The 25,996-nt window shown below is 52.0% G+C and carries 24 protein-coding genes and 1 tRNA gene; 11 read left to right on the forward strand and 14 right to left on the reverse strand.

All coding sequences use genetic code 11. The annotated features are described in order from the left end of the window. Positions 1–65 precede the first annotated feature (65 nt). The 4 genes from ACKI5T_RS21790 to ACKI5T_RS21805 all read left to right on the forward strand — a co-directional run bounded on the left by ACKI5T_RS21790 (position 66) and on the right by ACKI5T_RS21805 (position 4,059). Positions 66–141 (forward strand) — tRNA-Ile (locus ACKI5T_RS21790). 1,496 nt (positions 142–1,637) lie between these two features. Then, entirely contained in the window at positions 1,638–2,117 is a 480-nt protein-coding gene (locus ACKI5T_RS21795; protein WP_407440136.1) for an Hcp family type VI secretion system effector, read from the forward strand. After that, positions 2,114–2,593: a DUF2778 domain-containing protein gene (locus ACKI5T_RS21800; protein WP_407440137.1), complete on the forward strand. Its 480-nt coding sequence runs from the start codon at positions 2,114–2,116 to the stop codon at positions 2,591–2,593. Before ACKI5T_RS21795 ends, ACKI5T_RS21800 begins: the two co-directional genes overlap by 4 nt. A 929-nt stretch (positions 2,594–3,522) precedes the next feature. Continuing rightward, complete coding sequence (locus ACKI5T_RS21805) at positions 3,523–4,059, forward strand: hypothetical protein (RefSeq protein ID WP_407440139.1); 537 nt, start codon at positions 3,523–3,525, stop codon at positions 4,057–4,059. Positions 4,060–4,403: 344 nt separating this feature from the next. Here the strand turns inward: ACKI5T_RS21805 and ACKI5T_RS21810 are convergent, their stop codons facing one another. Continuing rightward, the gene (locus tag ACKI5T_RS21810) at positions 4,404–5,333 is read right to left on the reverse strand and encodes a fimbrial protein (RefSeq protein WP_407440140.1); all 930 of its coding nucleotides are present in this window, start codon (positions 5,331–5,333) and stop codon (positions 4,404–4,406) included. A 967-nt stretch (positions 5,334–6,300) separates the two neighbouring features. Continuing rightward, a complete protein-coding gene (locus ACKI5T_RS21815) occupies positions 6,301–7,227 on the reverse strand; it encodes a LysR substrate-binding domain-containing protein (RefSeq protein ID WP_407440173.1) in 927 nt (308 codons plus the stop codon). Positions 7,228–7,307: 80 nt separating this feature from the next. Between ACKI5T_RS21815 and ACKI5T_RS21820 the strand changes: the two genes are divergently transcribed. Continuing rightward, positions 7,308–8,261, forward strand: coding sequence for an MBL fold metallo-hydrolase (locus ACKI5T_RS21820; RefSeq protein WP_407440141.1), 954 nt, complete (start codon positions 7,308–7,310; stop codon positions 8,259–8,261). 105 nt (positions 8,262–8,366) lie between these two features. Here ACKI5T_RS21820 and ACKI5T_RS21825 read toward each other — a convergent pair whose 3' ends face one another. Further along, the gene (locus tag ACKI5T_RS21825) at positions 8,367–8,762 is read right to left on the reverse strand and encodes a RidA family protein (RefSeq protein WP_407440143.1); all 396 of its coding nucleotides are present in this window, start codon (positions 8,760–8,762) and stop codon (positions 8,367–8,369) included. A gap of 126 nt (positions 8,763–8,888) precedes the next feature. Between ACKI5T_RS21825 and ACKI5T_RS21830 the strand changes: the two genes are divergently transcribed. Further along, positions 8,889–9,488: a TetR/AcrR family transcriptional regulator gene (locus ACKI5T_RS21830; protein WP_407440175.1), complete on the forward strand. Its 600-nt coding sequence runs from the start codon at positions 8,889–8,891 to the stop codon at positions 9,486–9,488. After that, complete coding sequence (locus ACKI5T_RS21835; protein ID WP_407440145.1) at positions 9,488–10,123, forward strand: hypothetical protein; 636 nt, start codon at positions 9,488–9,490, stop codon at positions 10,121–10,123. Before ACKI5T_RS21830 ends, ACKI5T_RS21835 begins: the two co-directional genes overlap by 1 nt. 122 nt (positions 10,124–10,245) lie before the next feature. On the opposite strand, the gene ACKI5T_RS21840 is transcribed toward ACKI5T_RS21835, so the two are convergent. Beyond that, positions 10,246–10,545: a DUF1889 family protein gene (locus ACKI5T_RS21840; protein ID WP_407440147.1), complete on the reverse strand. Its 300-nt coding sequence runs from the start codon at positions 10,543–10,545 to the stop codon at positions 10,246–10,248. A gap of 324 nt (positions 10,546–10,869) precedes the next feature. On the opposite strand from ACKI5T_RS21840, the gene ACKI5T_RS21845 reads away from it, so the two are divergent. After that, positions 10,870–12,045: a DNA repair protein gene (locus tag ACKI5T_RS21845; RefSeq protein WP_407440148.1), complete on the forward strand. Its 1,176-nt coding sequence runs from the start codon at positions 10,870–10,872 to the stop codon at positions 12,043–12,045. Here ACKI5T_RS21845 and ACKI5T_RS21850 read toward each other — a convergent pair whose 3' ends face one another. After that, positions 12,046–12,810 (reverse strand): siderophore-interacting protein, encoded by a 765-nt coding sequence (locus tag ACKI5T_RS21850; protein WP_407440149.1) that lies wholly within the window; start codon positions 12,808–12,810, stop codon positions 12,046–12,048. 234 nt (positions 12,811–13,044) lie between these two features. On the opposite strand from ACKI5T_RS21850, the gene ACKI5T_RS21855 reads away from it, so the two are divergent. Beyond that, the gene (locus tag ACKI5T_RS21855) at positions 13,045–13,584 is read left to right on the forward strand and encodes a PadR family transcriptional regulator (RefSeq protein WP_407440151.1); all 540 of its coding nucleotides are present in this window, start codon (positions 13,045–13,047) and stop codon (positions 13,582–13,584) included. Here the strand turns inward: ACKI5T_RS21855 and ACKI5T_RS21860 are convergent. Both ACKI5T_RS21860 and ACKI5T_RS21865 read right to left on the reverse strand, forming a co-directional pair. Beyond that, positions 13,581–15,140, reverse strand: coding sequence for a methyl-accepting chemotaxis protein (locus ACKI5T_RS21860; RefSeq protein WP_407440153.1), 1,560 nt, complete (start codon positions 15,138–15,140; stop codon positions 13,581–13,583). The two genes, ACKI5T_RS21855 and ACKI5T_RS21860, sit on opposite strands and share 4 nt — an antisense overlap. A gap of 339 nt (positions 15,141–15,479) precedes the next feature. Next, positions 15,480–17,000 (reverse strand): methyl-accepting chemotaxis protein, encoded by a 1,521-nt coding sequence (locus ACKI5T_RS21865; RefSeq protein WP_407440154.1) that lies wholly within the window; start codon positions 16,998–17,000, stop codon positions 15,480–15,482. A 434-nt stretch (positions 17,001–17,434) separates the two neighbouring features. On the opposite strand from ACKI5T_RS21865, the gene ygjG reads away from it, so the two are divergent. Then, the gene (ygjG, locus tag ACKI5T_RS21870; RefSeq protein ID WP_186752137.1) at positions 17,435–18,814 is read left to right on the forward strand and encodes a putrescine aminotransferase; all 1,380 of its coding nucleotides are present in this window, start codon (positions 17,435–17,437) and stop codon (positions 18,812–18,814) included. Between the two features lie 35 nt (positions 18,815–18,849). Here ygjG and ACKI5T_RS21875 read toward each other — a convergent pair whose 3' ends face one another. Next, positions 18,850–19,452: a helix-turn-helix domain-containing protein gene (locus ACKI5T_RS21875; protein WP_407440156.1), complete on the reverse strand. Its 603-nt coding sequence runs from the start codon at positions 19,450–19,452 to the stop codon at positions 18,850–18,852. A gap of 42 nt (positions 19,453–19,494) precedes the next feature. On the opposite strand from ACKI5T_RS21875, the gene ACKI5T_RS21880 reads away from it, so the two are divergent. After that, complete coding sequence (locus ACKI5T_RS21880) at positions 19,495–20,181, forward strand: B3/4 domain-containing protein (protein ID WP_407440157.1); 687 nt, start codon at positions 19,495–19,497, stop codon at positions 20,179–20,181. Positions 20,182–20,219: 38 nt separating this feature from the next. On the opposite strand, the gene lsrG is transcribed toward ACKI5T_RS21880, so the two are convergent. From lsrG to lsrA, 6 genes are read right to left on the reverse strand one after another with little or no spacing between them, the layout of a single operon-like run. Beyond that, the gene (gene lsrG / locus ACKI5T_RS21885) at positions 20,220–20,513 is read right to left on the reverse strand and encodes a (4S)-4-hydroxy-5-phosphonooxypentane-2,3-dione isomerase (RefSeq protein ID WP_407440158.1); all 294 of its coding nucleotides are present in this window, start codon (positions 20,511–20,513) and stop codon (positions 20,220–20,222) included. Then, the gene (lsrF, locus tag ACKI5T_RS21890) at positions 20,510–21,397 is read right to left on the reverse strand and encodes a 3-hydroxy-5-phosphonooxypentane-2,4-dione thiolase (RefSeq protein ID WP_407440160.1); all 888 of its coding nucleotides are present in this window, start codon (positions 21,395–21,397) and stop codon (positions 20,510–20,512) included. Before lsrF ends, lsrG begins: the two co-directional genes overlap by 4 nt. An 11-nt stretch (positions 21,398–21,408) precedes the next feature. Further along, positions 21,409–22,410, reverse strand: coding sequence for an autoinducer 2 ABC transporter substrate-binding protein LsrB (gene lsrB, locus ACKI5T_RS21895; RefSeq protein ID WP_015960517.1), 1,002 nt, complete (start codon positions 22,408–22,410; stop codon positions 21,409–21,411). Then, positions 22,407–23,390, reverse strand: a complete 984-nt coding sequence (locus tag ACKI5T_RS21900; RefSeq protein WP_015960518.1) for an autoinducer 2 import system permease LsrD — start codon at positions 23,388–23,390, stop codon at positions 22,407–22,409. The genes lsrB and ACKI5T_RS21900 overlap by 4 nt, the downstream gene beginning before the upstream one ends. Then, positions 23,391–24,422, reverse strand: coding sequence for an autoinducer 2 ABC transporter permease LsrC (lsrC, locus tag ACKI5T_RS21905; RefSeq protein ID WP_015960519.1), 1,032 nt, complete (start codon positions 24,420–24,422; stop codon positions 23,391–23,393). Continuing rightward, positions 24,419–25,906, reverse strand: a complete 1,488-nt coding sequence (gene lsrA, locus ACKI5T_RS21910) for an autoinducer 2 ABC transporter ATP-binding protein LsrA (protein ID WP_407440177.1) — start codon at positions 25,904–25,906, stop codon at positions 24,419–24,421. Before lsrA ends, lsrC begins: the two co-directional genes overlap by 4 nt. Positions 25,907–25,996: the final 90 nt, after the last annotated feature.

The following is a 25,996-nucleotide window of genomic DNA, read 5'->3' on the forward strand; positions in this document are numbered from 1 at the left end:
AAAAACAGCAGGCAGGTGTGAATGGCTGGATTGCGCGGCGGAGTTACTTTATAATTCACCGCCACGGCCCCTTAGCTCAGTGGTTAGAGCAGGCGACTCATAATCGCTTGGTCGCTGGTTCAAGTCCAGCAGGGGCCACCAGACACAGCAAGGGCTGGCGCTAAATGCGCTGGCCCTTTGCTTTTTCCGGGGATATGCCGGGGATATTCCAGAAAAGTAACCATAGTGATTTATGGTTAATTTGTGACCGCTCTTACCATCTCGCCACAATTTTTTAATTTCGCGGGTGTAAAAATTCAGTGAAGTGGGCCGTATGGTGATCCATAGTCTCCAGAGATTGCCCTGCCCCCTGCCACCAGCGTCGGTAGCCATCAGTTCTCCCGCCAGTCAAAACACATTAAAAACGTATATATAGACACGAAAAAAACGTCGGTTCAGTTGGTTCACGACTCTGTAAGCCGCGCCAGCACTGGATTTATGCGAACCAACATCCAGCATAACGAGGTTATGCTCAGCCCCATGAATGTTGGTTCATAGCCGCCAGCACAAAACAATGAAAAATGCTCCTGTACGGATTTTGTTCAATTTCGAATTTTCTCGATCGGGGTGCGACACATCGCGGGGGATTTTCCGGGCTGCAGGCCTTGTCACCACAGGCTTTCACTGCGACATTTCAACAGGGCCAAAATGCGACATATCGAGTTTTTCTTTAAAACTACGATTTCACGTCTCAAAGCCAGCTATATGGGGCTACACGAAGTTACATTGAGGTTTTCGGATATTCGGCCAAATAAGCGTTTTTGAGGGTTTGACAGCAATATCATGTGTTACTTGCTCTGGCTGACATAATGCAGGCCAGCGCACTGACGGCAGCATAATGATGTACCAGAAACATACTCTGAACCTCGGCGGAACCGAATAATATGCTTGCCGCATCGCATCGTGCTCCCCCATTTTCTCCAGCTGCGAACGATGAAAGGATAGGGCCTCCCTGCGCAGCTCCTGAAGGTGATGTTTTAGCGCCTTATCCATTCCCTCTCCTGTATAAACCTGAATGCCTCACGGGTTAGCTTCCGGCAGGGTGTACCCCAAAAACCTTAGCATTTCTTAATAGTTCATGGGGTAAGACATTCCTGCAAAATCCTGCGCGCCTTACCTCATGAAATGGACCATATAGCCCCATATACCTTACGAACCAGCTAGTGTGATTCACCTGAAAAGCGGGGCATATTCACACTTGTGATTTCCGAAAACATTAAGCTAAAAATTGCGAATTCGCAGTAGGAAACAATCACAAAAAAGCCCCCGATCGGGGCGCTTGTTAGTTGCTGGTGTTACGGGTAGATTGTGCCAAAAGCCACTGAATCACGCCGTATTCAGCAATGGCCTGCCAGGTATCATCAGGTAGCTTATCGAGTACCTATAAAACGCCGCAAAAAAAGCAATGCCGTAACACTTTTATTCAGGCCTGTTATGCGCACCAAAAATAAATAATATAGATGCACTGCAATTATAATTTTCATTGATTTATTGAGTGGGTAAATATGGGTAATAATGGTGATATAAAATATTACGATTTGAAAAATCATGAAGGAGTAATGTTTGGTTAATTTATCAACCAAATGGAGTTAATTAGAATGGCAATCCCCGCACATTTGTTTTTGGCCGACGACGGCGGCGCAGCGATTAAGGGTTCGTCTGACGTAATGGATCGCGAAGGTAGTATTGAGATTCTTTCGTTTGGTCATGGACTGCACATCCCCACGGACAGGAATACCGGGAGATTAACGGGAACCCGTATGCACTCGCCGTTAACGATAGAAAAAGAGTTCGATTCTTCCAGCCCGTATCTTTATAAGGCTGTTGCTACTGGCCAGACGCTTAAAAGCGCAGAAATAAAATGGTATCGGATCAATGACGCTGGGCAGGAGGTTGAATATTTCAACATGCTGCTGGAGGGGGTGAAGGTTGTCGGCGTAACGCCGGTAATGCATAACGTCAAAAACCCATCCATGGAAAAACATAACCATAACGAATCCGTTGAACTGCGTTACGAAAAAATCACCTGGAAATATATCCAGTTCACTGATGGATGGAATATGCGGGTTACAGCATGATAATCGCCAGGTTTCCCCTTAACGGTTTACCAACGTCTGTGTTATCTGTGCCTGGCGTTGGCAACTTCCCGGCTTTTTCAGGTCAAAAGGCTGGCCGGAACAATTCTTCATTGAGCAGCGTTCCTGATATCGGCCCTATCCCACCGGGAAGATATTTTGTTGTTGGTCGGCATAGCGGCGGCAGGTTGGGAGCCATTTATGAGTTCGGACTTCGTGAATATTACGGAACGGATAGAACCACATGGTTTGCTCTGTATCGGGATGGCTGGCAGATCGGTGACACTGTTTTTATCGAAGGTGTGAAGCGGGGAAATTTTCGATTACACCCTATCGGGCCGCGGGGGTTGAGTGAAGGATGCATTACACTGACGCAACTAAGTGACTTTGACTACCTGCGGGATGCATTGCTGAAAACAACGATGATCCAAGTACCCTGCTGCAGCTTCATGGCATACGGCACAATAACGGTAACGTGATGAAGATGATCTTGCGGGTTATGGCAACTGTGCTGCATCTGGCGTTCTCGTTTTGCGTCTGCGGCATGCTTTGGGGTCGCTTGTTCCCCCTTGAATGGGTTTACTGGCTGGCTCACCGTTTCGGGATTTTTGGTGATGAGGATGTTTATGATTTTGCGGGGCTGCTATGTGTATTGTTCGCTGCGGTTAGCTCAGTCATCCTAACAATCACATTTTCAGTATTTTCTAGAAAGCGATGCTGAGAATGCCAACCTTTAAGATATCCAGACAACTGGAAGCATACGGCACAGTGCAGGTGTACTGATGAGCATAAAAAGATTCCTTATCGCATGGCACGTCTTTGCGTTCACCTACATGGTGATTTTTGCGCTGCTGATAGGGGGGCTTTCCTGAGTTGAAAGTGTTTTTATTTTTAACAGAAAAATACGGTTTTATTGATATTGAAAATTGGGATTTTTACTATGTAACAATCACAGCTTTGGTGGCTCTCGTTTTAAATAATGTGCTGATCTTAGTGGCAACCAAATTATTTATGAAACCAAAGAGAAATATTTAAAAGTGGATTCCATCCTGGATAGTTGGAATGATTGCTTTCTATGTGATTTGGTACTTTTTAAAAGATTGGGAAAAGAATTCCATTCGGCACAAAGCATCAGTGATGGGAAAAAAACACTCTAATCTATGAAACGCAAATGATTAAGGACAGCTTTAATGGTGTGGGTTGGAATGAAATGAATGAAACCCATAGAAAAACTTATAACTGTGCAGTTAATAGACTTCGATCCCTTGAATTCTTTGAAGGGAATCATTCTCCAGACGACATAGAAAATGACTTTCGTCTGGAGCAATGGCCGTATGAACTTCAAGAATACAAAAGGAAAATGAGATAAAACGCATAATATTTATATGCCGCGCGGAATGAATCTTATATGAAAATAAAATCAGCGCTCATTGCAATGATGTTTTTATCCGGCGTGGCTCATGCCGCTGGATGTGAAACCGTTGAAGAAATGGACGTTGCAGACGCTGCCATCAGTAAAATACATGACTGGACGGACGTTCATTCATTTTACAGCCATTTGCGGGAATGTGACGATGGCTCTATCTCTGAGGGAATATCCGCCACTGTCGTAAGCCTGCTCGCCCATCAGTGGAGAACATCAGGCCAACTGGAGAAAATAGCAGACAAAGATAAAACCTTCGAAACGTGGGTACTTAACCATATTGACACCACCGTGGACAATCGAGATTTAGAAATTATTGTCAAAAATGCAACGGGTAAATGCCCTGAAGATGGCGGTAAATTGTGCGAAAAAATCGAAGGCGCAGCAAATCAGCCATTACAGCCGGATTCCTGCACAGCCCACGCTGGCAGTATGGCGATACGCATGCTTGACGCTGCGGGCACGTATGCGATATCAGAAGGGATTGAAACCGCGCCTTCGGTTTTGACACACACTAGCTGAGCCACCTGGTCAACGCTGAATACGGCATTCTACGGAACAGAAACAGAACTGCAGTAAATTATCACTGAAAGGCTAAAAAAAGCCGCCGGAGTAAGGCGGCCATGATGCCAAAACACGGGATGGCATACAGAAAAATACCTGGTATTAGATCAGTACTCACGTTTTGCAAGATGAACCATAGCAGAACAGATATAAAAGTAATTAACTTAAAAAAGCCACATAGCGCATGCGGCGAATAACGCATTAAGTTAATTATTATCATCGTGTAACTACTGTGCTCAGGAATAAAATAAAGTCACGACGAACAGTAAACAAGAAATATAAAGACTAAAAAATAGACAGCATCACTGATACGTAACAGCGAGGGTCGCAGAGGCATTGGCTTTACCGGGCATCACCTGCGTTTTCGTCTGGTAATATCGTGCTGAAATCGGGAAAGTCTCAAGCCCTCCTGATGATTTTTTAAGAACCAATAACTCATTCAGCACAAGGGGCTTGTCATTATACAGTATCTGCACACCAACTCCCTGCGCCGTGCTTTCCTGCCCCTGCTCTGACAAAGCAAGAACACTGGTATCTGTGACATCGGGATTTTGTGTACCGTTCAACGTGACATTGATATTTGCACCGGGATCGCAGTTTAGCCCAAGATTTTGTGTCGCTATGGCTGGTGGAGAGAAGCCGACTGTAGAGCCAAAATCATTCGCAGGAATATCGTTTAATGGCAGTACCAGACTGTTACTCGTAAGAGAACAACTGAGTTGTGTAATAACAATCCCCCCCGGCATATTATAAACCGCCGCAGGTTTTCGGTCGTCCCCTTCACTATCAGCGATTTCCCCCGGATTGAGGACACCTGATTTAATATTACCCGTCTTGTAGATTTTCAGTGTCTGGGGATGGTTCGGATAGACACCTGCGATATCCGTGATTACCCTTTGCGTAGCGGGATTATCAAATGAGATTCCCAAAGCAGTTTGGGAAAGAGAAATCCCGATACCTTCAACGTTTGTTGCATACACATGTTCAGGTCCGGCAGGAACAGCCCCGTTATAAACCATCTGGTAATAGATATTACCCGTGTCACAGCTAATGGCCTGCTGTGCAGGCGAGGTCGTTGATTCATAGATTCCCAGTATGGTTCCCACAGGTACATCACGGTTTACGCTGATAGGACCAACAGAGAAGGTCATATCAACGCGCTGGACGAACAAGCACTCAGCAAAAGAATTGAAGCACAAAAAAAGTAAGCACAATAATATTTTATATTTCATAAAAATCCCTTAAAAAAATAATAATAAACAATACTTATCCATGAGGTACGTTTAAAACGTGCAACAGAATACGCCATTAAATTCCAGGGGAAATGATTTTGATCAAAACCTGCACAATCAAAATAAACAGACGCTTACGTATAAAATTGGCAAAAAACTCTTTTAAAATACAACTTAAAGAGGGTGTAAAAATAGACGCGGCAGAGAATGGGCATCGGAGTTAATAAGAAACTTTTAAATTTAAATATTCCAGAAAATTGGCGTTCATATTGATAGGTTATGCAGATCAATATTTAATAATTGATCCGTTTTAACGATCAATTGAATGCAAAATTAAAATGACTGAATAGCTCAATACCAACTAAAAACCAAACATGAAGTATGGGGATAGTGACGGCAGGAATTTAGAAGTGGAAGGAACTGGTAAGGAGAGGATGGCTCGTGATGTTTAATCATCGACGAGCCATCTTATTATCTTCTTAAAGTCGGGATAGCCCTGTGTTTACTATAAAGCGTACCTTCATACACAGTGTAACCTACGCTTATAGAGTTTATTCGTCCTGCTCCGGTTCTTCGGGCATATACTGGATTACGTACACATTCACCTGCCGCCCATCAACACGCGGGGATTTACGCTGATACCCTCGGCCAGATACCGGTGGGGTTAACATGCCGTTTTCTGCCAATCACCGCCCGTAATGATTGAGTGTTGGTGAGTGTGAGGCGCGAACCCGGTTTAATTGTCTGCATGCTATCGATTCTCTGTTGGTTCGAATTGATGGTTTGTTGGTTCATTTGGTTGGTGTGTTGGTTCGGTCATTTGTGGTGAATCCTTTAAATACAGCCACATAAAACAACTAAACTAACTGAACCAACATTCTTTTGTTTCTATATAGGGTTTATTCGTCACGCTCCGGGTCCCCCAAGAATCAATATGTCGACTTATCACTTCTACCACCCGAGAGAATCATGGCAGAGCTTTTATAACCCTTCCTAAAACGCCCCTAAGCCAGTTCAGAGGCATATCATTATCGGATTTTTTATGCCACAGCAGCGAGAGCGGAATCTCAGGCGTCTGTACCGGAACCGGGCTACAGCGTAAGCCGTAATGAGTCACCCAATCGCCCGCCAAGCCCAACGGGACGGTCGCTAAAGCCGGTATGCGTTTCAAAAGAGGCGGTAAGGTGGAAAAATGCGGCGTAACGTAACGCACCTTTCGTGATTGCCCTTGCAATGCTAATTGATCGTCAATGGCGCTCCACGCCGATCCTCGATAGGACACCAGGACGTGATCGTGCTCCACGTAATTTTTCACCGTCAGCGGCGCTTCCAGCGACAGTTGTTCGGGGTGCCAGAGCGTACAAAAGTTGAGTGAACGGATATTTTCGCGTCTCAACGTAGCGACGGTGCTCTGTCCCACCGAAATCGCCAGGTCTATCTCCCTTTGCAGCACTTGTTCACCATCCCGAAAAGGATCGCTGGCACTGACCTGCAGAGTGATCCCCGGAGCCTCGCGTATGACATATGCCTGCAATTCCGGCATCAACCAACTCTCCACCCAGTCGCTCATACCCAGCCGAAAAACATGGCTTGCACTCGCCGGTGTGAATGACGCTGGCCGAAAAAGAACATGCTGCATCTGTTCCATCAAGGGCCCGAGTTCAGCGATTAGCGCTTCGGCGCGCGGCGTCGGAATCATGCCGCCTGCGGTGCGAACAAACAGCGGATCGTTAAACATTTCACGCAGTCTCGCCAACGCATTGCTGACCGCCGGCTGCCCCAGATGCAATTTTTCTGCTGCACGTGACACGCTGCCTTCCCGCCGCAGGACTAAGAGCACCGTCAGCAAATTCAGATCGATACGATGAAAATCATTTTCTCTGATAGTGAACATTATCTTAATCAATTTGAGTGATAGTGATGGGTTCAGGATACTGCTCAGCACGTTAAAATGACATTGAGTAGGACAATTTTATGAAAGTAATACTGGCACTGATGACGTCACTCCTCTTTTCCAGTCCGCTTCTGGCAGAAGCGCAGGTTAACCCTCTGGATGAACAGGCTCCCGGATATTATCGAATGACACTGGGAAAACTGCGCATCACCGCCGTCTCTGACGGCACGGTGACGGTTCCATTGGATAAACTGCTCACCAACATCTCACCGGACACTTTACGTCAGGCGATGGCCAAAGATGCCATGACGCCGCAAGCCGAGACGTCGATCAATGCTTACGTTATTGACGATGGCAAAAAGCGCATTCTGGTGGATACCGGTGCAGGTGATCTCTTCGGCAGCACGGGTGGGCATCTGCAGACAAATCTTGCCGCCGCAGGCTATCCGGCTGATTCGATTGATGCCGTATTGCTTACGCATATTCACGCCGATCACTCCGGCGGGGTATCACGCTCGGGCAAACCGGCCTTTCCAAACGCAGACGTGTATGTGGATAAACGAGACGTGGAATTCTGGCTTAATCCGTCCAACATAAAGCAGGTGGAGGCTAGCCAGGCACACACCTTTGCGGAGAGTGAGAAAACCCTTCGCCCGGTCATCAATGCCGGTCGCTTGAAAACCTTCCTCGCACCCGCAACGCTCCCGGAGGGGATCCGTGCAGAATCTACCGCGGGTCATACGCCGGGTAGCGTGCTGTATCGTGTGGGAAGCGAAGGCCAGACGCTGATCTTATGGGGCGATATTATTCACGCCAAAGCGGCACAAATGCCCGATCCGCACGTCGCTATCCACTTTGACGTCAATCGCCAGCAGGCAGTGACAACGCGGGAACGCGTACTCAAACAAGCTGCAGATCAGAACGTTTGGGTCGCTGCCGCACATATTTCGTTTCCGGGGCTTGGCCACGTGAAGCATGAAGGCAACGGTTACCGCTGGGTGGCAACAAATTATACGACCCTGCTCGCACAATAACGTCTTCACTCCGTAGGAGTAAAAGCCCAGGATGCCGGAAAACCGCTTTCTCATACCTATTCAGAACAGGTACGTGGTTATCCGGCGGTCGCAAAAATATGGAAGTTAACGCGCAGGAATCCGGGCAATCACTTTGATTTCGAAATCAAATCCCGCAAGCCAGGTCACGCCAACGGCGGTCCAGTTTGGGTAAGGGGGATGCGGGAAAATAGCCTGCTTTACCTGCATGATGGTTGAAAATTGATTTTCCGGATCGGTGTGAAAGGTGGTGACATCAATCAGATCGTCAAAAGTACACCCCGCTGCCGCAAGCGTTGCTTTCAGGTTATCAAACGCCAGTTGCACCTGAGCGGCAAAAACCGGCTCAGGCGTTCCATCGTCGCGGCTTCCTACCTGACCAGAAACAAACAGCAAATCACCGGAACGGATCGCGGCAGAATAACCGTGCTCTTCATAGAGAGCGTGTCGGCTGGCAGGGAAAATCGGTTCGCGCTTAATCATAGGATATCCTGTACTTTGCCAATGTGAGAAAAGGTCAGCGCAGCACGGACAGATGGTTTAATATACGCTGCGTATGTTGAATTAATAACACATACGCACCGTATGTCAAATGAAAGTGGAGAAGATATGGTGGCTAAACGTCGTACTGAAACGATGGAAGAGAACCGCGCAAAGTTAGTCATGGCAGCACGAAAAGCCTTTGCTGAAAGAGGCTTTGCCGCGTCATCCATGGATGAATTAACGGCCAGTGTGGGCCTGACACGCGGAGCGCTCTACCATAATTTCGGCGATAAAAAGGGATTGCTGGCCGCGGTTGTTGCCCAGATGGACGGTGAGATGGCGCAACGTGCCAAAGCCGACGCCGCGCATGCCAGCGACGACTGGGAACGGCTATTGGCTGAAGGCGTCGCCTATATCAAGATGGCGTTAGACCCCGAGGTGCGCCGTATCGTGTTGCTCGACGGCCCGGCCTTTCTCGGGGATCCCGCTCAGTGGCCCAGTCAGAATAATTGTCTTGAATCCACCCGCCAGACCGTTAAAAAAATGCTCGAGCGAGGGGTTATTAAAGCGGTGGATGCTGACGCTGCAGCCCATATGTTAAACAGCGCCGCGATGAATGCCGCACTGTGGGTCGCGGCGAGTAACGATCCCGAGCAGGCGCTTCCGCGCATTATCGAGGTGTTTACCCAGCTGGCAAGCGGCTTGCGCAAGTATCCTCAAGCATAATGAACAGGTTGAAGAACCCACATCTGTGCGACTGGGTGGGTCTGGCTTTTGAGGTCAAGATGACAACATTTTCGTATCCCTACACGCTCCACGATCTTCTCTGTCTTCGTCAATTCAATGAGATCCACGGCGCTTTGCACACAGAAGCCAGTGATAAAGAGATTGTCGAATGGGCGGAGCGACAGGTTATGCAGGGCAACGACTCTGAAGCAGTGCTGATTCTTGCCTCGTTAAATCTCGATAAGCATCCCAATTCAGATGAAGTCAGAATGTATCTCGACCGTTATCTGCGTGAATCGGGCCAATCCTTGCCGGATGCAAAAATCAGCGCGTTGATTTGGCTCAAATTACAGCTGTGGAATATTATTCAGTGTGAAGACGCCAAAAAAGCGGAAACGGTGTTATATGATTTCGCCATCGCGTATCTGGATTTCCCGCCACCGTTTTTCACCAGAACATGCCGCTACTTCAATTGGCTGTATTACCGTCTCTATGACGATCTCGGCGGTGAATATCAAACGTTAGCCTCAGAGATGAGTGACTCCGCGTTGCTGTCTTGTATCAAAAGCCATACAACGCCATTTTATCGCGTGCTGTCAGATAATGAGTGGTTGGATTTTCTAACGAGCGAATAAGACAAAAACCGCAGCCGCGTACGGTTTCATATTGTCATGTCATCACAAATTGTATCTTGATTCAGAAGGGAGAATGGACGCTCTAGAGCGTCCGAATTGATAACGATGGGTGATGTTTCAACTCACACCAGGGCGCGGAGTTGCTCACGCATATAGGCAGAAAAATATTCAGGGTTTTTGATCACGATGTGGCTCCCGGACTCAATTTTTTCAGCCCAGCCCGCCACCTTCTGAGTAAAACCGGCATCCCATCCCTCCTGGGCGCCGCGTGCGGTGACATCGTCTGCGCTCGCGGGGACACCTATCTCTTTCAAATACTTAAACATCCCCTTCGCGGTGCTTTCATCCATTGACTGTGGCGCTGATGCGGAGGTATCCATCCCACCAATGAAATCCAATGCTTTATCAATTACTGCAGGCATAGTCTTATCCTTAAAATTAACCACGTAACGAATAAGCTTCTTGTATGGCCCAAATTAGCTTTCAATACCAGGAGATCGCTAACACTTTTACATTTCGAGTCAGAAAGGGTGACGTTTTGTCCCTTTATGACAAGCCGCTGGAAGGTTGCAGCCATGCCGGGTAATCGACCTGCTCTGTGGTAAGTCAGCCCCTAAAGACAAAACCCACTTCAAAACTAAAGAAATCCCCCATCGCGCCGATCATCATCCGTGTGTATTATTTCCTGTAGCTGTGACAACAACTAACCTTAACTCAAATACTTAAGCGCCAAAGCGAAAGGCATCATGAGCACACCGATCAAACGGCTAGAAATCATTAAAAATGCCATTGAACTGGAAGATGATGACATCATCCTGAGCCAGCTGGCACGACTGAGAAGCGAAGCGTTTGATGACGAGCTATTGGCGATCGTCACGGCGCTTGAGAATCAAAACTATACCGCGGCAATGGCAGCGATCACCGCATGGTTGCAGAGCCAACGGGCGATGACGCAGTGGCGCGATCCGCAGGTTGCTGCGAGCAAGCTTGAGCTAAAAGCGCTGGAAGAGCGCCTGCGCGACCTGATTGACCGTCGCAATGCACGCGTTCAGCAGTTGGATGAGTTCAACGATCTCTATTTCTCCCGTCTCGGCCCACTGATGTCGCAAATCCTTCAGCTGCGTAAAACGCTCGCGGAACTGAATCTACGCCGTCAGCAGGCGGAAGCGCGCCGTCGCGAAGAGGATTATCGTCGCTGTCAGCAATATATGTCGCAGGCCGTCGAGGTGCTGGCGACGCTGACACAGCGCTGGCGTGAACTGCCAGCCGATTCCGTTCAGGCCACCGATGCGCGTAAACTCTTGCAGCAGCAAAGCGACCTGATTGCCAATTTGCTGGCCGAAGCGCAAGAGCTGGAGATGGGCTTAACGCGTGAAGAAGAAGAGGAACCAGCGCGTCAGGCACGCGACGAAGCCAACGAAGAGTACGAAAAATACCGCGAGCAGCATCATGATGCCGAAGTGCGTCTGCGCAAAGGCAAAGCGTTGTCGGAAGAAGATCAAAACGAGCTAAAACGGCTCTGGCGTCAGGCGAGTAAACTCTGCCACCCGGATCTGGTGGCGGACGATCTGAAAGACGAAGCCAACACCATGATGGTGCAGCTCAATCAGGCGAAACAGCGCGGAGACGTGAAAGCGATTCGCTCACTGGTCGCTCGCCTGCAACAGGGCTTTGAGCCGATAATGGCCAGCGACAGGTTGAACGATCTTGAGCGTATTCGCAAAAAGATGGCGCAAGTTCGCGAGCAAATCGACACACTGGTCAGCGAGCTGGCCGAGCTGGAAAAAGAAGAATCCTGGCTGCTGGTCTCTACCCTGAACAATATGGAATCCTATTTTACCCAGCAGGAAAAGGCGCTGCGCGAAGTCCGCACAGCGCTCGAGCTACAGGTCAACGAAGCGCAGCTGGATTCCGCAGCTTAGCTACTTAGCGTGCCAGTATGCACTGGCACGCACCAGTTGCTGATCAATCGCGTCGGTTTCAAACTGGCGGCTCAGGTTTTTAACCACCTTCCCTTCCCCGGTCAGCCAGATAAAGTAATCTGCTGCTGGCACGCTCAGCGCCGCCAGTTGGTCAGCCACTGCCTGCTCGCTGTGACCCACAATCCAGGTAATCTCAAACTCGCTCAGGTGCGCCAGATAGTCTTTGTAAGACGCATCGCCCACGGTGACGACGGCGTGAATCTCCGGACGATTCGGCAACTGCGCAATCGCTTCGAGACGGCGGCGCAACGCTGGCATTCCTGATTCATCGCACACGTACAATTGCCATGCGTAATCTTCCGGCACCACCAGAGAGCCGCGCGGGCCGCCGATGGTCAGCTTATCGCCCTCTTTCGCCTGGACAGCCCAGTTGCTCGCCAGACCCTCCTCATGAACAAAGAAATCCAGCGCCAGCTCGTGACGCGCCTCATCGTACAGCGGCGTGTAATCGCGTGCCTGCGGGCGTACGCCATCCCCCCAGTCGATGCCTTCGTCGGTCACCACCGGCGGTGAAAACGTCGTACCAGGAGCCGGGAAAAAGACTTTGGTGTGGTCGTCAAAACCCTGGGAGCTGAAACCTGCCAGAGCCTCGCCGCCTAAGACAATGCGCTGGAAACCAGGACTGACACGCTCTACGCGCAGCACGTTTAGCTCGCGAAAGCGCAGTTCATTACGGACACGTTGTGGGTAGCGGGTTGATGTCATTTCTCTGCCTTCAAATGTAAATACGATATATCTAAATAGATTTTAAATGATAATGATTGCTAACAAACCGGATTGCAAGTCTTTTTTTGATACAGTGAATTCCGCGAAAAACCGCAATGCCATAATCAAATTAAAATATTAACATTCAATTAGTTAAACAATAATCAGCAAAGATAATTGCTAATTTATCAAATTTAGATATACATTAGATATATCAAATTAAGGAGAAAAACGATGAGACACACATACGACGATGGCGACAGAAACCACCATCACGGGCGCGGCGGGGAACATCATGGCGGCGGACGCCGTCAGCGGTTCTTTGGTCACGGAGAGTTAAGACTGGTGATTCTGGACATCCTGACGCGTAACGCCAGCCACGGCTATGAGCTGATCAAAGAGATCGAAAGCATGACGAAGGGGAATTACACCCCCAGTCCCGGCGTGATTTACCCTACCCTCGATTTTTTGCAGGATCAGGCGTTTATCACCATTTCGGAAGAAGAAAACGGGCGCAAAAAGATCGGCATCACCGTTGCCGGACAGCACTGGCTGGATGAAAATCAGGAACATCTGGAGCACATTCAGACGCGTATAAAAGCGCGCTGCGTAGGGTTCCAGTTGCGTAAAAATCCGCAGATGAAACGGGCGCTGGATAACTTTAAAGCGGTGCTGGATCTCAGAGTGAATCAGGGAGAAATCAGCGACGCGCAGATCAAACAGATTATCGGTGTGATTGACCGCGCGGCGCTGGAGATCTCCCAGCTGGATTAAGCCAACTTCTCCTCACGCACGCGGAAGACTTTGACCAGCTCTTTCAGGTGCATCGCCTGATCGTTCAGCGATGCCGCTGCGGCCACAGACTCCTCCACCAACGCGGAGTTCTGTTGGGTGGTCGAGTCGATCAAACCAATCGCGCTGTTAATCTGCGAAATGCCTTCCGTCTGTTCGTGGCTGGCCTGGCGAATATCGCGCAGGATCAGATCCATCCCTTCCACATTTCCGACCATACCGTTAATCAGCGCGCTGGCTTTTTCGACCAGGCTCATGCCGTCCTGAGTCTGGCTGCTCGAGCTTTCGATTAACTGGCGGATTTCGCTGGCTGATGAGGCACTCTTCTGTGCGAGCTGTCGAACTTCACCCGCCACCACCGCAAAACCACGACCGTGTTCGCCCGCACGCGCAGCTTCCACCGCCGCATTCAGCGCCAGAATATTGGTCTGGAAAGCAATGGCGTCAATGAGGTTGATGATATCGGACATCCGGTTGGAGGTTTCGTTAATCAGGCGCATTTTTTGCGTCACCTGCTTCATCATCTCGCCGTTGCTTTTCACCACGGTTGCAGCATCTGCGGAGAGGTTGGTGGCTTCGCCCGTATGCGCCGCCGTGTTTTTTACCGTCGCGGTAATCTGCTCCATGGATGCAGCAGTCTGTTCAACAGAGCTGGCCTGCTCTTCGGTACGCGCCGCCAAATCCTGGTTGCCTGCCACAATCTGCGCTGCCGCGCTGGAGATATTCTCCGAGCCGGTTTGCACCTCTTGCACAATTTCCAGCAGACGCGTTTTCATTTCCATCAGCGCGTGCAGTAGCAGACCCGTTTCGTCTTTGGAGCGCGTGGTGATATTGCGCGTCAAATCGCCTTCTGCGATGGCTTCCGCAAAGGAGACCGCCTCGCCCAGCGGACGCGTAATGGAACGCACGATAAACCAGCCAATCGTGCTGCCAATGATCACGCTGAGAACCGTCAATAACACCAGCAGCAGGCGGTTAGATTTAAAATCACTGTCGACCTGCTGACCCGCGTTTTGCATCTCGTTGTTCTGCACTGCGATCAGCTCCTGCACTTTCGCCTTGTAGGCTTGTTGCAGGTCCACGGTTTTGGTCATCATTTCCTGGATTGCGCCCGCACGGTCGTTGTTTTGCACGGCCTGTAAAATACGGTAACGCGAGTCCAGATACTCCTGACGTACTGCAGCGATGCCCGCCAGGATTTGCTGCGATTTTTTATCTTGCAGGGAGCGATTCAGGTCGGTGAGGATCACGGTGATACGCTCGCTCAGCTCTTTCAAATGCTGCTGAGACTGTTCCGTATAGCGACCCTGTTCGTCCAGCAGCATGATTTGCTGAGTGCTCACAAACTCCTGGAAGTTTTCGATTAACTGATTGGCTTTCACCGTTGTCGGATAATCGTTGTTAATGATGGACTGCATCCCGTTATTTGCTCGGTTCTGGCTCATGAGCGACAGGCTGGCGCTCACCACCATGAGTAAAATTAAGAACCCAAAAGCCAGAAATAATTTCGTGCCGATCTTTACGCCATGTAAAAACATATATACTCCATCAATGTGATTATTTCTCAGACGATCAGCGTTATCGGTAACTTACGCGCTAACTTTATGACTTTGATCGTTTTTATATTTCATAACCCTAGCAATGGATAGGCGTAATCTATTAATAAGCGCCCATTGATCGATACAGAACCCTAAGTTATGCTGTTTTTGAAATAGCGTTTGGGTAAGTTGGCTTAGGTTGGGATATAAAACTGATGAACTTTTTTTAGTTATTTAATATTAAATCAACAATAATCAATAAATATCACAACCCTATTTGCAATGTAAAAAGCCGTTTATTCCATACGAAATAAACGGCTTTTTGGAACATAATTTCACTTAATGGAGCACGGTAACCGCATCCTCAAGTCGGCCTGCGCGCTGCTTCACCATCGCCGAAACGCGCGCGCTTTCTTCTACCAAATCGGCATTTTTCTGCGTAATGCTGTTCAGCTCTGCCACCGCACGCGTCAGGTCAGAAAGCCCGGTCGCCTGTTCAGACGTTGAATGGCTGATTTGCGCGATCAGGCGCGTGACGTTTTGCACCTGCTCGACGATGTCATCCATCGTGCGCCCCGCAGCATGAACCTGATCGGACCCCGACTGCACCTTACTGGCGCTGGCGTCGATCAGCTTACGAATATCATTGGCAGCATTGGCGCTACGGCTCGCCAGGTGACGCACTTCACCCGCCACGACGGCAAAACCTTTCCCTTGCTCCCCCGCGCGGGCCGCTTCAACCGCCGCATTCAGCGCCAGAATGTTGGTCTGGAAAGCGATATCGTTAATCAACTTGGTGATAGAACCAATGCGCTGGGTGCTGTCGGCGATTTCGTCCATTGTTTTCACCACGGTCTGCATCGCATTCCCGCCTTCGGAAGCCGCACCGCTGGCCACCATCGAGAGTTTGTCTGCTGCCGCGGCGGTTTCAGAATTGCTCTGCACAGATGCGGCCATCTGATTCATGGTCGCCACCGTTTGCTGCACATTTTCGACCGTCTGACGGGTGCGGTCATTCAGGTCTTCATTGCCTTTTGCCAGACGATCGCTCCCGTCACGCACGCTGACCACCTGATTTGACACATCATTGATCAACCAGCGGCACATCAGACCTAACTGGCCGATGGCGCGCAGGGTCAATCCCAGCTCATCGCTGCGATTAAGATGCTCGACGCTGTTGCGATCGCCCGTGGCGACCTTTAGCGCCTGACGCGCAACGTTTTCAACCGGCCGCACAATTTGCTGCTCAAAGAGCATTGTGCCGAGCAGCATCACCGCTGCACTCACGCCCAGTGCTGCCCAACTGGCAGTCGTCGCAACCAACGACACAACGAGCATGGCAAATAATGCCGTCATCACACCGCGCACACGCCAGCGCAGCGGCATCGCCGGTAATTTCCCCAGCCAGCCCTTACTGACCACCAGCCCTTTGTGCACACGCTTATTGCATCGTCCTTCGTTGAGGGCTTTGTACAGCGGCTCTACGGCCGCGATCTCCTCCGCTTTGGCGCGGGTACGAATGGACATATAGCCTGTCACCTGCCCACCACGCACCATCGGTACGGCATTGGCACGCACCCAATAGTGATCGCCATTTTTGCGACGGTTTTTAACAATTCCGCTCCACGGCTCGCCCTGTTGCAGGGTGAACCACATGTCAGCAAAGGCCGCTTTTGGCATATCCGGATGGCGCACCATGTTGTGCGGTTGTCCCATCAACTCTTCCAGTTGGTAGCCACTCACTTTCACGAACGTATCGTTGGCGTGAGTCATATAACTGTTGAGATCGGTGGTGGACATCAAGGTGGTATCGTCGTTCAGAGGATATTCATTCTGAGTGACATACGTTTGAGAGGACATTATGGCTATACCTTGCAGGTTATTTGATTGTTAATTTTGTGTCTTAATCCTTTTTCGGCGGTTACCAATTTATCTTTAGTTGTTAAAATTGATCCAGATCGCAATTTGCGTTTAAACCGCACTTTTTGTGCGTTTTTATAATTAATTGATTTGTAATACTTTCCTGTAGAAATTACCCATAAAGACCTAACTGTTAAGCACTCCTTAATAAGGTGGTTATGCACTACTACAGTGCAATTGACCTGAATCGGAGCAAATGGTCCGCAAAAAAGCCCACCGGCAAACCTCGAATTCACTGCCCGGCGCGATTAAATTTTGCGCAACATTATTTTAACCTGGCGTTTATCCCGATTTTCAGCGAGCCCCAAGATGTGGCGTAAACCCTGCAATAATTAAGTCAGTATCATGTGATACGCGATACCCCGGAGCTTATTTTGAACAGGTTACCTTCCAGCGCCTCGGCTCTTGCCTGCACCGCGCACGCACTGAATCTCATTGAAAAGCGAACGCTTGATCATGAGGAGATGAAACAACTTAACCGAGAGGTGATTGATTACTTCAAAGAACATGTGAACCCGGGTTTTTTAGAGTACCGAAAATCTGTTACCGCTGGCGGGGATTACGGAGCCGTAGAGTGGCAAGCGGGAAGTCTGAATACGCTTGTTGACACCCAAGGACAGGAATTTATCGATTGCCTGGGTGGTTTTGGAATTTTCAACGTGGGGCACCGTAATCCAGTTGTGGTTTCCGCCGTACAGAATCAGCTCGCCAAACAACCCCTTCACAGCCAGGAATTGCTAGACCCGCTACGCGCGATGCTCGCGAAAACGCTGGCGGCGCTCACGCCTGGCAAACTGAAATACAGCTTCTTCAGCAATAGCGGCACGGAATCGGTCGAAGCGGCGCTTAAACTCGCCAAAGCGTACCAGTCTCCGCGCGGGAAATTCACCTTTATCGCTACCAGCGGCGCGTTCCACGGTAAATCGCTGGGTGCACTGTCGGCAACCGCCAAATCCACTTTCCGCAAACCGTTTATGCCGCTACTGCCGGGCTTCCGCCATGTGCCGTTCGGGGATATCAACGCGATGCGCACCATGCTGACCGAATGCCGTAAAACCGGTGATGACGTGGCGGCGGTGATCCTGGAACCTATCCAGGGTGAAGGCGGCGTGATCCTGCCACCGTTAGGTTATTTACCGGCGGTCCGTAAGCTGTGTGACGAGTTCGACGCGCTGCTGATTCTGGATGAAGTTCAGACCGGTATGGGCCGCACGGGCAAAATGTTTGCCTGCGAGCACGAAAATGTCCAGCCCGACATTCTCTGTCTGGCGAAGGCGCTCGGCGGCGGCGTGATGCCGATTGGTGCGACGGTGGCCACTGAAGAGGTGTTCTCGGTATTGTTCGATAACCCGTTCCTGCACACCACCACGTTTGGCGGCAACCCGCTCTCCTGTGCGGCGGCGCTGGCCACCATCAACGTTTTACTTGAGCAAAACTTACCCGCTCAGGCAGAACAGAAAGGTGACATGCTGCTGGATGGGTTTTTGCAGTTAGGCCGCGAATACCCGGATCTGGTGCAGGACGCACGCGGCAAAGGGATGCTGATGGCGATTGAATTTGTGGATAACGAAATCGGCTATAGCTTCGCGAGCGAGATGTTCCGCCAGCGGATATTGGTGGCCGGAACGCTCAACAACTCGAAAACCATTCGTATCGAACCGCCGTTAACGCTGACGATTGAGCAGTGTGAGCAAGTGCTGAAAGCGACGCGTACAGCGCTGGCCGCACTGCGTGTATCCGTTGAAGAGGCGTAGTATTCGGCCCCCTCTCGGTCCTGAGAGGGGGGGTCTTAACGGTGATACTCCGCGACGGTCATGGTAAAGCGCAACACGCTTTCCCCTTGATTGGCGTAGCTGTGCGCCGATTCCGTTTTGGCCACTGCCGATGCGCCAGCCGTGATTTTCGTCACCGTCTCGCCCACCGTGAGCGTCAATTCACCGGCATTTACATGCAGTAACTCGACAGTTCCAGCTGGATGCCCGGATGAGTGAAAACGTTCCCCCGGAGACATCTCCCAGCACCAGAGCTCAATCATGTCAGGCCCCGCCGTTCCCGCCAGCAGTTTCGCGCTGCCGCCCTGCTCCCCCTGCCACAACACGGGAATAGCCGTTTCCTCGATAACATGCACCAGCGGTTCACTGGACACATTCACAATGTCAGCCACCGAAACGCCAAGCGCCGCCGCCAGCTTACAGAGAATCGCAATGCTGGGATTGGCAGCCCCTTTTTCAATCTCCACTAGCATCCCTTTACTGACGCTCGCGCGGCGGGACAGTTCGTCCAATGACAACTTTTTGTCTTTACGCCAGCTGCGGATACGGCTGGCGACAGCCAAACTCACTTGGGCGATATCAGCACCCAATTCGGTCATTATATTGACTTTATCAGTCATTGGTCACTACCATGGTATAAAACAGTCATTACAGGATTATTTATGTCTCTTGTCACGCCGTCAATAGATCCTCGTCTTGCATCAATCGCGCCAGGGTTCCGCGCCCTGAGCATCATGGTTGAGGCTGCGCCCATTCTTCATCCCGAGGTCGCGCCCGCGGCGCTAGCGCGCGCCTGTCAGCAGGTTTTAAACGATGATGTTGCCTGGGCTGATGCGCATCTCACCGCCTGGGACGACGTCTTCAAAGCCTTTGGCGCAAAGCCTAAACGTACACCCTGCTCAGCCAACGCCCTACGTAAACGCGTGCTGAAAGAGGGCGAATTGCCTTCTCTCGATCCGATAGTCGATATCTACAATGCCATCAGCGTGCGCTACGCCATCCCGGTGGGTGGCGAAAATTTCGCAGCGTATTCGGGAGTGCCTCGCCTGACGATTGCCGACGGCAGCGAGCCGTTTGATACCCTGAAAGAGGGCCAGCCGATTGTCGAATACCCGGATGCGGGAGAAGTTATCTGGCGCGATGACATCGGCGTAACCTGTCGCCGCTGGAACTGGCGACAGGGCGTGAGAACGCGTCTGGATAGTCAGGCCAAAACGATGTGGTTTATTCTTGAAAGCCTGCCCGCGATGCCTTTCGAAGCGCTGGAAGCGGCGGGTGAGGCGTTAATCAGCCACCTGCAACAGCTCATGCCTGGTGCCGTGGCACACCGCGAAATCATTGCCCTTTGATTCGTGGCCGGGCTGCACGTGGCATGCCCGGCTATTTTTTATTCCGGCATCAGCCCCACAAAACAGCGCTTCTTGCGCGGCTCCGACATCAATTCTTCGAGCTTATCCACGCAGGCCAGATAGTGCGGCGTTTTCTTATGTGCCATGACCGCCTCTTCGTCTTTGTAGGCTTCGTATATAAAGAATCGCGTTTTCACGCGCGGATCCTGCAGGACATCAAAGCGCAGATTGCCCGGCTCCTGAATCGCGCCTTCATGATTGGCGCGGAATACGTCCAGAAACTCGTCCACGCGCTCCGGCTTAATGTTGATCTCCACTAGCGTCACGTTCATTGCCCTTCTCCCTGTTTTTCTTCCTGCCAGAACTGGAAAGCCTCGCGGGCGCTCATGTTCTCGTGAACCACTTTTTTAACGGCTTTCAGCATCGCCAGCGGCGCGCTGGACTGGAAAATATTGCGCCCCATATCGACGCCGGATGCGCCCTGATCGATGGCGCGGAAGCACATCTCCAGCGCTTCGTGTTCCGGCAGTTTTTTGCCTCCGGCGATGACAATCGGCACCGGACAGCTTGCAGTCACTTTTTCAAACCCCGCTTCCACGAAATAGGTTTTAACGACCTGGGCCCCCATCTCAGCGGCGATGCGGCTGGCGAGCGAGAAATAACGCGCGTCGCGTGCCATCTCTTTGCCCACGCCGGTCACGGCCAGCGTCGGGATGCCGTAGCGATTGCCCGCATCCACCAGCTTGATAATGTTATTGATCGACTGGTGCTCAAATTCGCTGCCGATATATACCTGCGCCGCCACCGCGCAAACGTTCAGGCGCAGCGCATCTTCCATTGCCACTGCCACGCATTCGTTCGACAGCTCGCCCAAAATCGAGTTCCCCCCAGATGCGCGCAGCACCACCGGTTTATTGGTGGCGGGCGGCACGGTGCTTCGCAAAATTCCGCGCGTACACATCAGCACATCGGTTTCAGCGAACAACGGCGCTATCGACAGATCGATACGCTCAAGCCCGGTAGTCGGTCCCTGAAAATAGCCATGATCAAAGGCCAGCATCACCGTACGATTGCTTTTTGGGTTAAAGATGCGCGCAAGCCTGGACTGCATGCCCCAGTCCAGCGCACCGCAGCCCTTCAGGGTGAACGGTACGTTCTGCTGCGGCGTGCCAATACCAAAATCTTTGCCGTCTTTGATGTCATCTAAATCAGCCATTGCTTCCCCCGTCAGAAGTCGTATTTGTCGATGTTTTCTTTGGTAAAGACCACGCGCTCCGGCAGCAGCACGATGCCGTTACCCTTCGCTTCATACTGATAGCCCTGCACGCTGTTCGGCTCGACCTTCAGCACACCAATGCCTTTAACGTCCACGCTATCACCTACGTTAAGATCGCCCTTTTTCAGCAAATGATCGGCGACATTGACCGCAATTTTGCCCTGTTGCACCACATCCCACAGGCCAAAGGCTTTCACCGTGCCGCGTTCCACGTAAGGGCGCATCACGTTCGGCGTACTGAATCCGACAATCGCTACGCCTTCACGCTTGAGGTTTTCCGTTGCCTGCGCCGCGGCTGGCAGCGCGTTGGCGTCAGGCGCGATAATCGCGTCCAAATCCGGGTAGGCTTTCAAAATCCCCTCAGCGGTTTGCAGGGATTTGGTGGCGTCGTTATAGCCAAACTGCGTGGTCACCACTTGCCACTGCGGATGCTCTTTTTCGATTTTGGCCTTCGCCTCTTTCACCCACTGGTTCTGGTCGGTCACGGTCGGGCTGGAGTAGAAAAAAGCCACTTTGGCAGCAGGTTTCGTCACCTGTTTTGACGCCATATCGACCAGCAAACTGCCGAGCTGTTCCGGCGTGCCCTGGTTGATGTAGATGCTGCGGCATTCGGGTTTGGTGTCGGAATCCCAGGTCAGCACTTTGACGCCGCGCTGCATCGCGCGCTTCAGCGCCGGGCACAGCCCGTCTGGCGACACCGCGGACACAATAATCGCGTTAAAGCCCTGGTTGACGAAGTTGTTGATCAGCTGCACCTGTCCGGAAACGCTCGGCTCGGTCGGGCCATCGTAAGTGACATCCACACCCAATTCTTTACCGGCCTCTTTCGCACCGTTTCCGCCGCTGGTAAAGAAGCCGACGCCCACCAGTTTTGGGATAAAGGCGATACGATCGGCGGCCTGCGCCGACGCCACGCTGAGTGCTACCGCCAGGACTAACAGTTTTGTTTTCATCTCAAGCTCCGGGTATGTTTTGTGAAGAAATTACGCACCCATTCACGGTGCAAACTCAGCGAACGTCCCATGACCACCACCACCAACAGCGCCCCTGACAGCGCGCTCGACACCTGGTTAGGGATGCCGACCATCTGTAAACCTTGCTGCAGATACCCCACCAGCAACGCCGCCAGCGCAGTACCGATAACCGAACCTGAACCACCGTAAATATTCGCGCCGCCAAGCACGGCCGCAGTCAGCGCAGGCATCAGCAGGTCGCGCCCTAAATCGGAACGCGCCGAGCCGAAATAAGAGACCATCACCAGCGCAGCAATGGCCGACGCCACGCCTACCAGGCCGTACAACGCGTACGGCATGCCGTTGACCGACAGCGCCGCATAGCGCGCCGCGCGCGGGTTTTGGCCGATCAGGAAAAGATGTCGACCGAAACGCCCGCGATGGGTGATCAGCCAGAAAAAGAAAGTAATCACCGCGAAGAGCACCAGCGGGATCGGCAGGCCCAACACCGTCAGATTAGCGAAAGCGGTAAAACTGTCGGGGAAGCCGCCGATCCCTTCGTAACCGGTCGCGCCAGCCAAACCCGAGAGCAGCAGTGCCCCGCCGCCGTAGAGATACAGCGTGCCGAGGGTAATAACCAAAGGGCTGATGCCGGTGTAATGGATCAGTGCGGCGTTGAACAAACCGCACAGCAGGCCGAGCAGCAGCGTCAGCGGAACCGCCAGATACATCGGCAGGCCAAACTGCATCATGACGCCCAGCGCGATAGCGCACAGGCCGATGGTCGAGCCGAGCGAAATATCGATCCCGCCGCTGATAATCACCAGCGTCAGGGGCAGCGCAACAATGCCGATGCAGATAAAGTCGCTGGTGCTGAACAGCAGCATGTTGATATCCAGCATGCGCGGGTTAATCGCCCCGAAGAGCAGGATTTCGAGCACCAGCAAAATCAGCAGCGTGGTTTCCCAGTTAAGCTTCATTTACGCCACCTCTTTTTTGCGTTTGGGAAACGGGGTGACGTGCTTTCCCCCTTTATTGCCCGGCTGGAACCGGCTGTATTTCAGCGCGCGTTGATGACGCGTCAGCGCCTGGCGTAATCGCCCGTCAAGCACCAGCACGCCCAGCAGAACTAATCCGGCGATAAAATCGTTCCACCAGGCCGGCAGTCTGAACAGCACCAGCACAGTGTCGATTTGCGTCAGAAAGAACGCGCCGAGAAATGCACCGATCAGCGTGCCCGTCCCGCCGAGGAGTGAAATCCCGCCCAGCACGCAGGCGGCGATGGCTTTCATCTCCAGCCCGCTGCCGGTCTGATTCGGCACAAATCCAATTTGCGACGCAAAGACAATTCCGGCGCAGGCGGCCAGCATTCCGTTGATTGTAAAAGCGAGCATTCGCGTGCGATTCACCGCAACGCCGAGCTGGCGTGCGGCGGCAAGATTGTCGCCCACGGCGTAAAAATCGCGGCCAGAAACGGTGCGCGACAGCGTCCACGCGCCGATGAGCACGAGAAACAGCACCGCCATCCCGAGCGGCGAAACGCCCAGCGCAACAGGTTCCGAGAGCGATTTCAGGCTCGACGGCAGTCCCTCGATCCACTTCCCGCCCGTCCACAACAGCATTGCGCCGCGATACAGCCCCAGCGTGCCGAGCGTGGCGACAATCGCCGGAATACGTAATCCCACCACCAGCAGGCCGTTAAACGCCCCCGCCAGCGCGCCGATCGCCAGCGCAAATAGCATTGACACCGGCAGGCTGTAGCCGTTATTCAATGCCACCCCAACGGCAATGGCGCACAGCCCCACGGTGGACCCTACCGACACGTCGATATTGCGTGTGAGCATGACCAGCGCCGCGCCCAGCGCCAGCAGGATTAAAATCTGCGAACTGGCAAAAATCATCCCCAGCGTTTGAAAGCTCAAATACGCCGGATTCAGTGCCACCAGCACGCCAAACAGTGCCAGAATGGCCAGGAAAGCGCTCAGCTCGCGGTTTTTCAGCAACGTCTTCATGATTGCCCTCCAAAGGCCAGCGCCATCATCCGATCCAGACTCACGGCATGACGCGGCAGTTCGCCGCTGAACATGCCCTGATGCATCACCAGCACGCGGTCCGCCAGTCCGGGGAATTCGTCGAGATCGCTGGAGATCATCAGGACCGCCACGTTTTGTGCCGCCACACTTTTGATCAGCTGATAAATGTCGGCACGCGCCGAAACGTCCACGCCGCGCGTCGGTTCATCGACGATCAGCAGCAGAGGGTTTGCCTCCAGACAGCGCGCCAGCAGCACTTTTTGCTGATTGCCGCCGGACAGCGTGCGCACGATTTGATCCGGATGATTAAGTTTTATCCCGAGCGCCCGGTGATAGCGTTCGACCACCGCCGCTTCGCGTTTGCGTTGCTGCCACAGCGACGGCTCATTCAGCGCAACGGTGTTCCAGCGAATAGGCGCATCCAGGAACAAACCGGAAACCTGCCGATCCTCCGGCAAATAGACCAGCCCTTTTTCCAGACGTGTCAGCACCGAATCCCCGCCAATCTCCTGATTCTCCAGCCAGATCCGTCCACCGCGCGTCGGTCGTAGCCCGTACAGCGTTTCAGCAAATTCAGTCCGTCCGGATCCCACCAGCCCGGCGAGGCCCACGATCTCGCCGGCGTAGATCTCAAGACTCAGATCGATAAACCCTTCGCCCGTCAGATCTTCCACGCGTAACACCGGGAAATCCTGCGCCTGCGTGCGGCGATTCCCCGGCAGCGCCAGCCACAGCTTTTGCGTATCACTTAAGCCTTGTTCACGGCTGACGGGGGTCATGGCGGTAATCAGCGCCGTATCGTCAAACTGCGTAGTTTCACCGCTAAGCACTACCGCACCGTCGCGCATCACCGAAACATGGCTGGCGAGCTGGCGAATTTCCGGCAATTTATGCGAGATAAAAACAATGCCGACACCCAGATCCTGCAACGCGCGGATCTGGCGGAACAGGCGTTCGGTTTCGCCCGGCGTGAGCGACGCCGTCGGTTCGTCGAGGATCAGGATCTTCGCATCACGCATTAGCCCGCGCAGGATCTCCACCATCTGCTGATCCGCCACTTCCAGCGTGCTGGCGGCGGCATCGAGATTGAGCTGGCACTGCAACTGCTGGAGCTTATCGGCAAGCCGTTTTTCAGGATCGTTGCCACGCGGCAGGCGAAAGAGAATGTTTTCGCGCACGGTAAGATTGGGGAACAGCATCGGTTCCTGCGGAACAAGATAAATGCCTAACTGATGCGCCTGGCCGGGTTTGAGACGCGCAAAGGGTTTGCCTTCGACATTAAGTTCACCGCTGTCGGGCGTTTCCACCCCGGCGATGATTTTCATCAGTGTCGATTTTCCGGCGCCGTTGCCGCCCATCAGGGCATGAACCTGGCCGGAAAGCAGCGTGAAATCAATGCCCCTGAGCACCGGAACACCGGAGAACTGTTTGTGGATGCCGTGCGCTTCGATTAGTACTGTCATCATCGCTCCGCTATTGAACAAATGATTTTTTGATTTAATAATGTTCAAAAGCGTAGACGGTGAACTATATTTACAACCGTGCAGGGATCA

It is taken from the genome of Lelliottia sp., from assembly GCF_045627565.1.
Taxonomy (GTDB): Bacteria; Pseudomonadota; Gammaproteobacteria; order Enterobacterales; family Enterobacteriaceae; genus Enterobacter.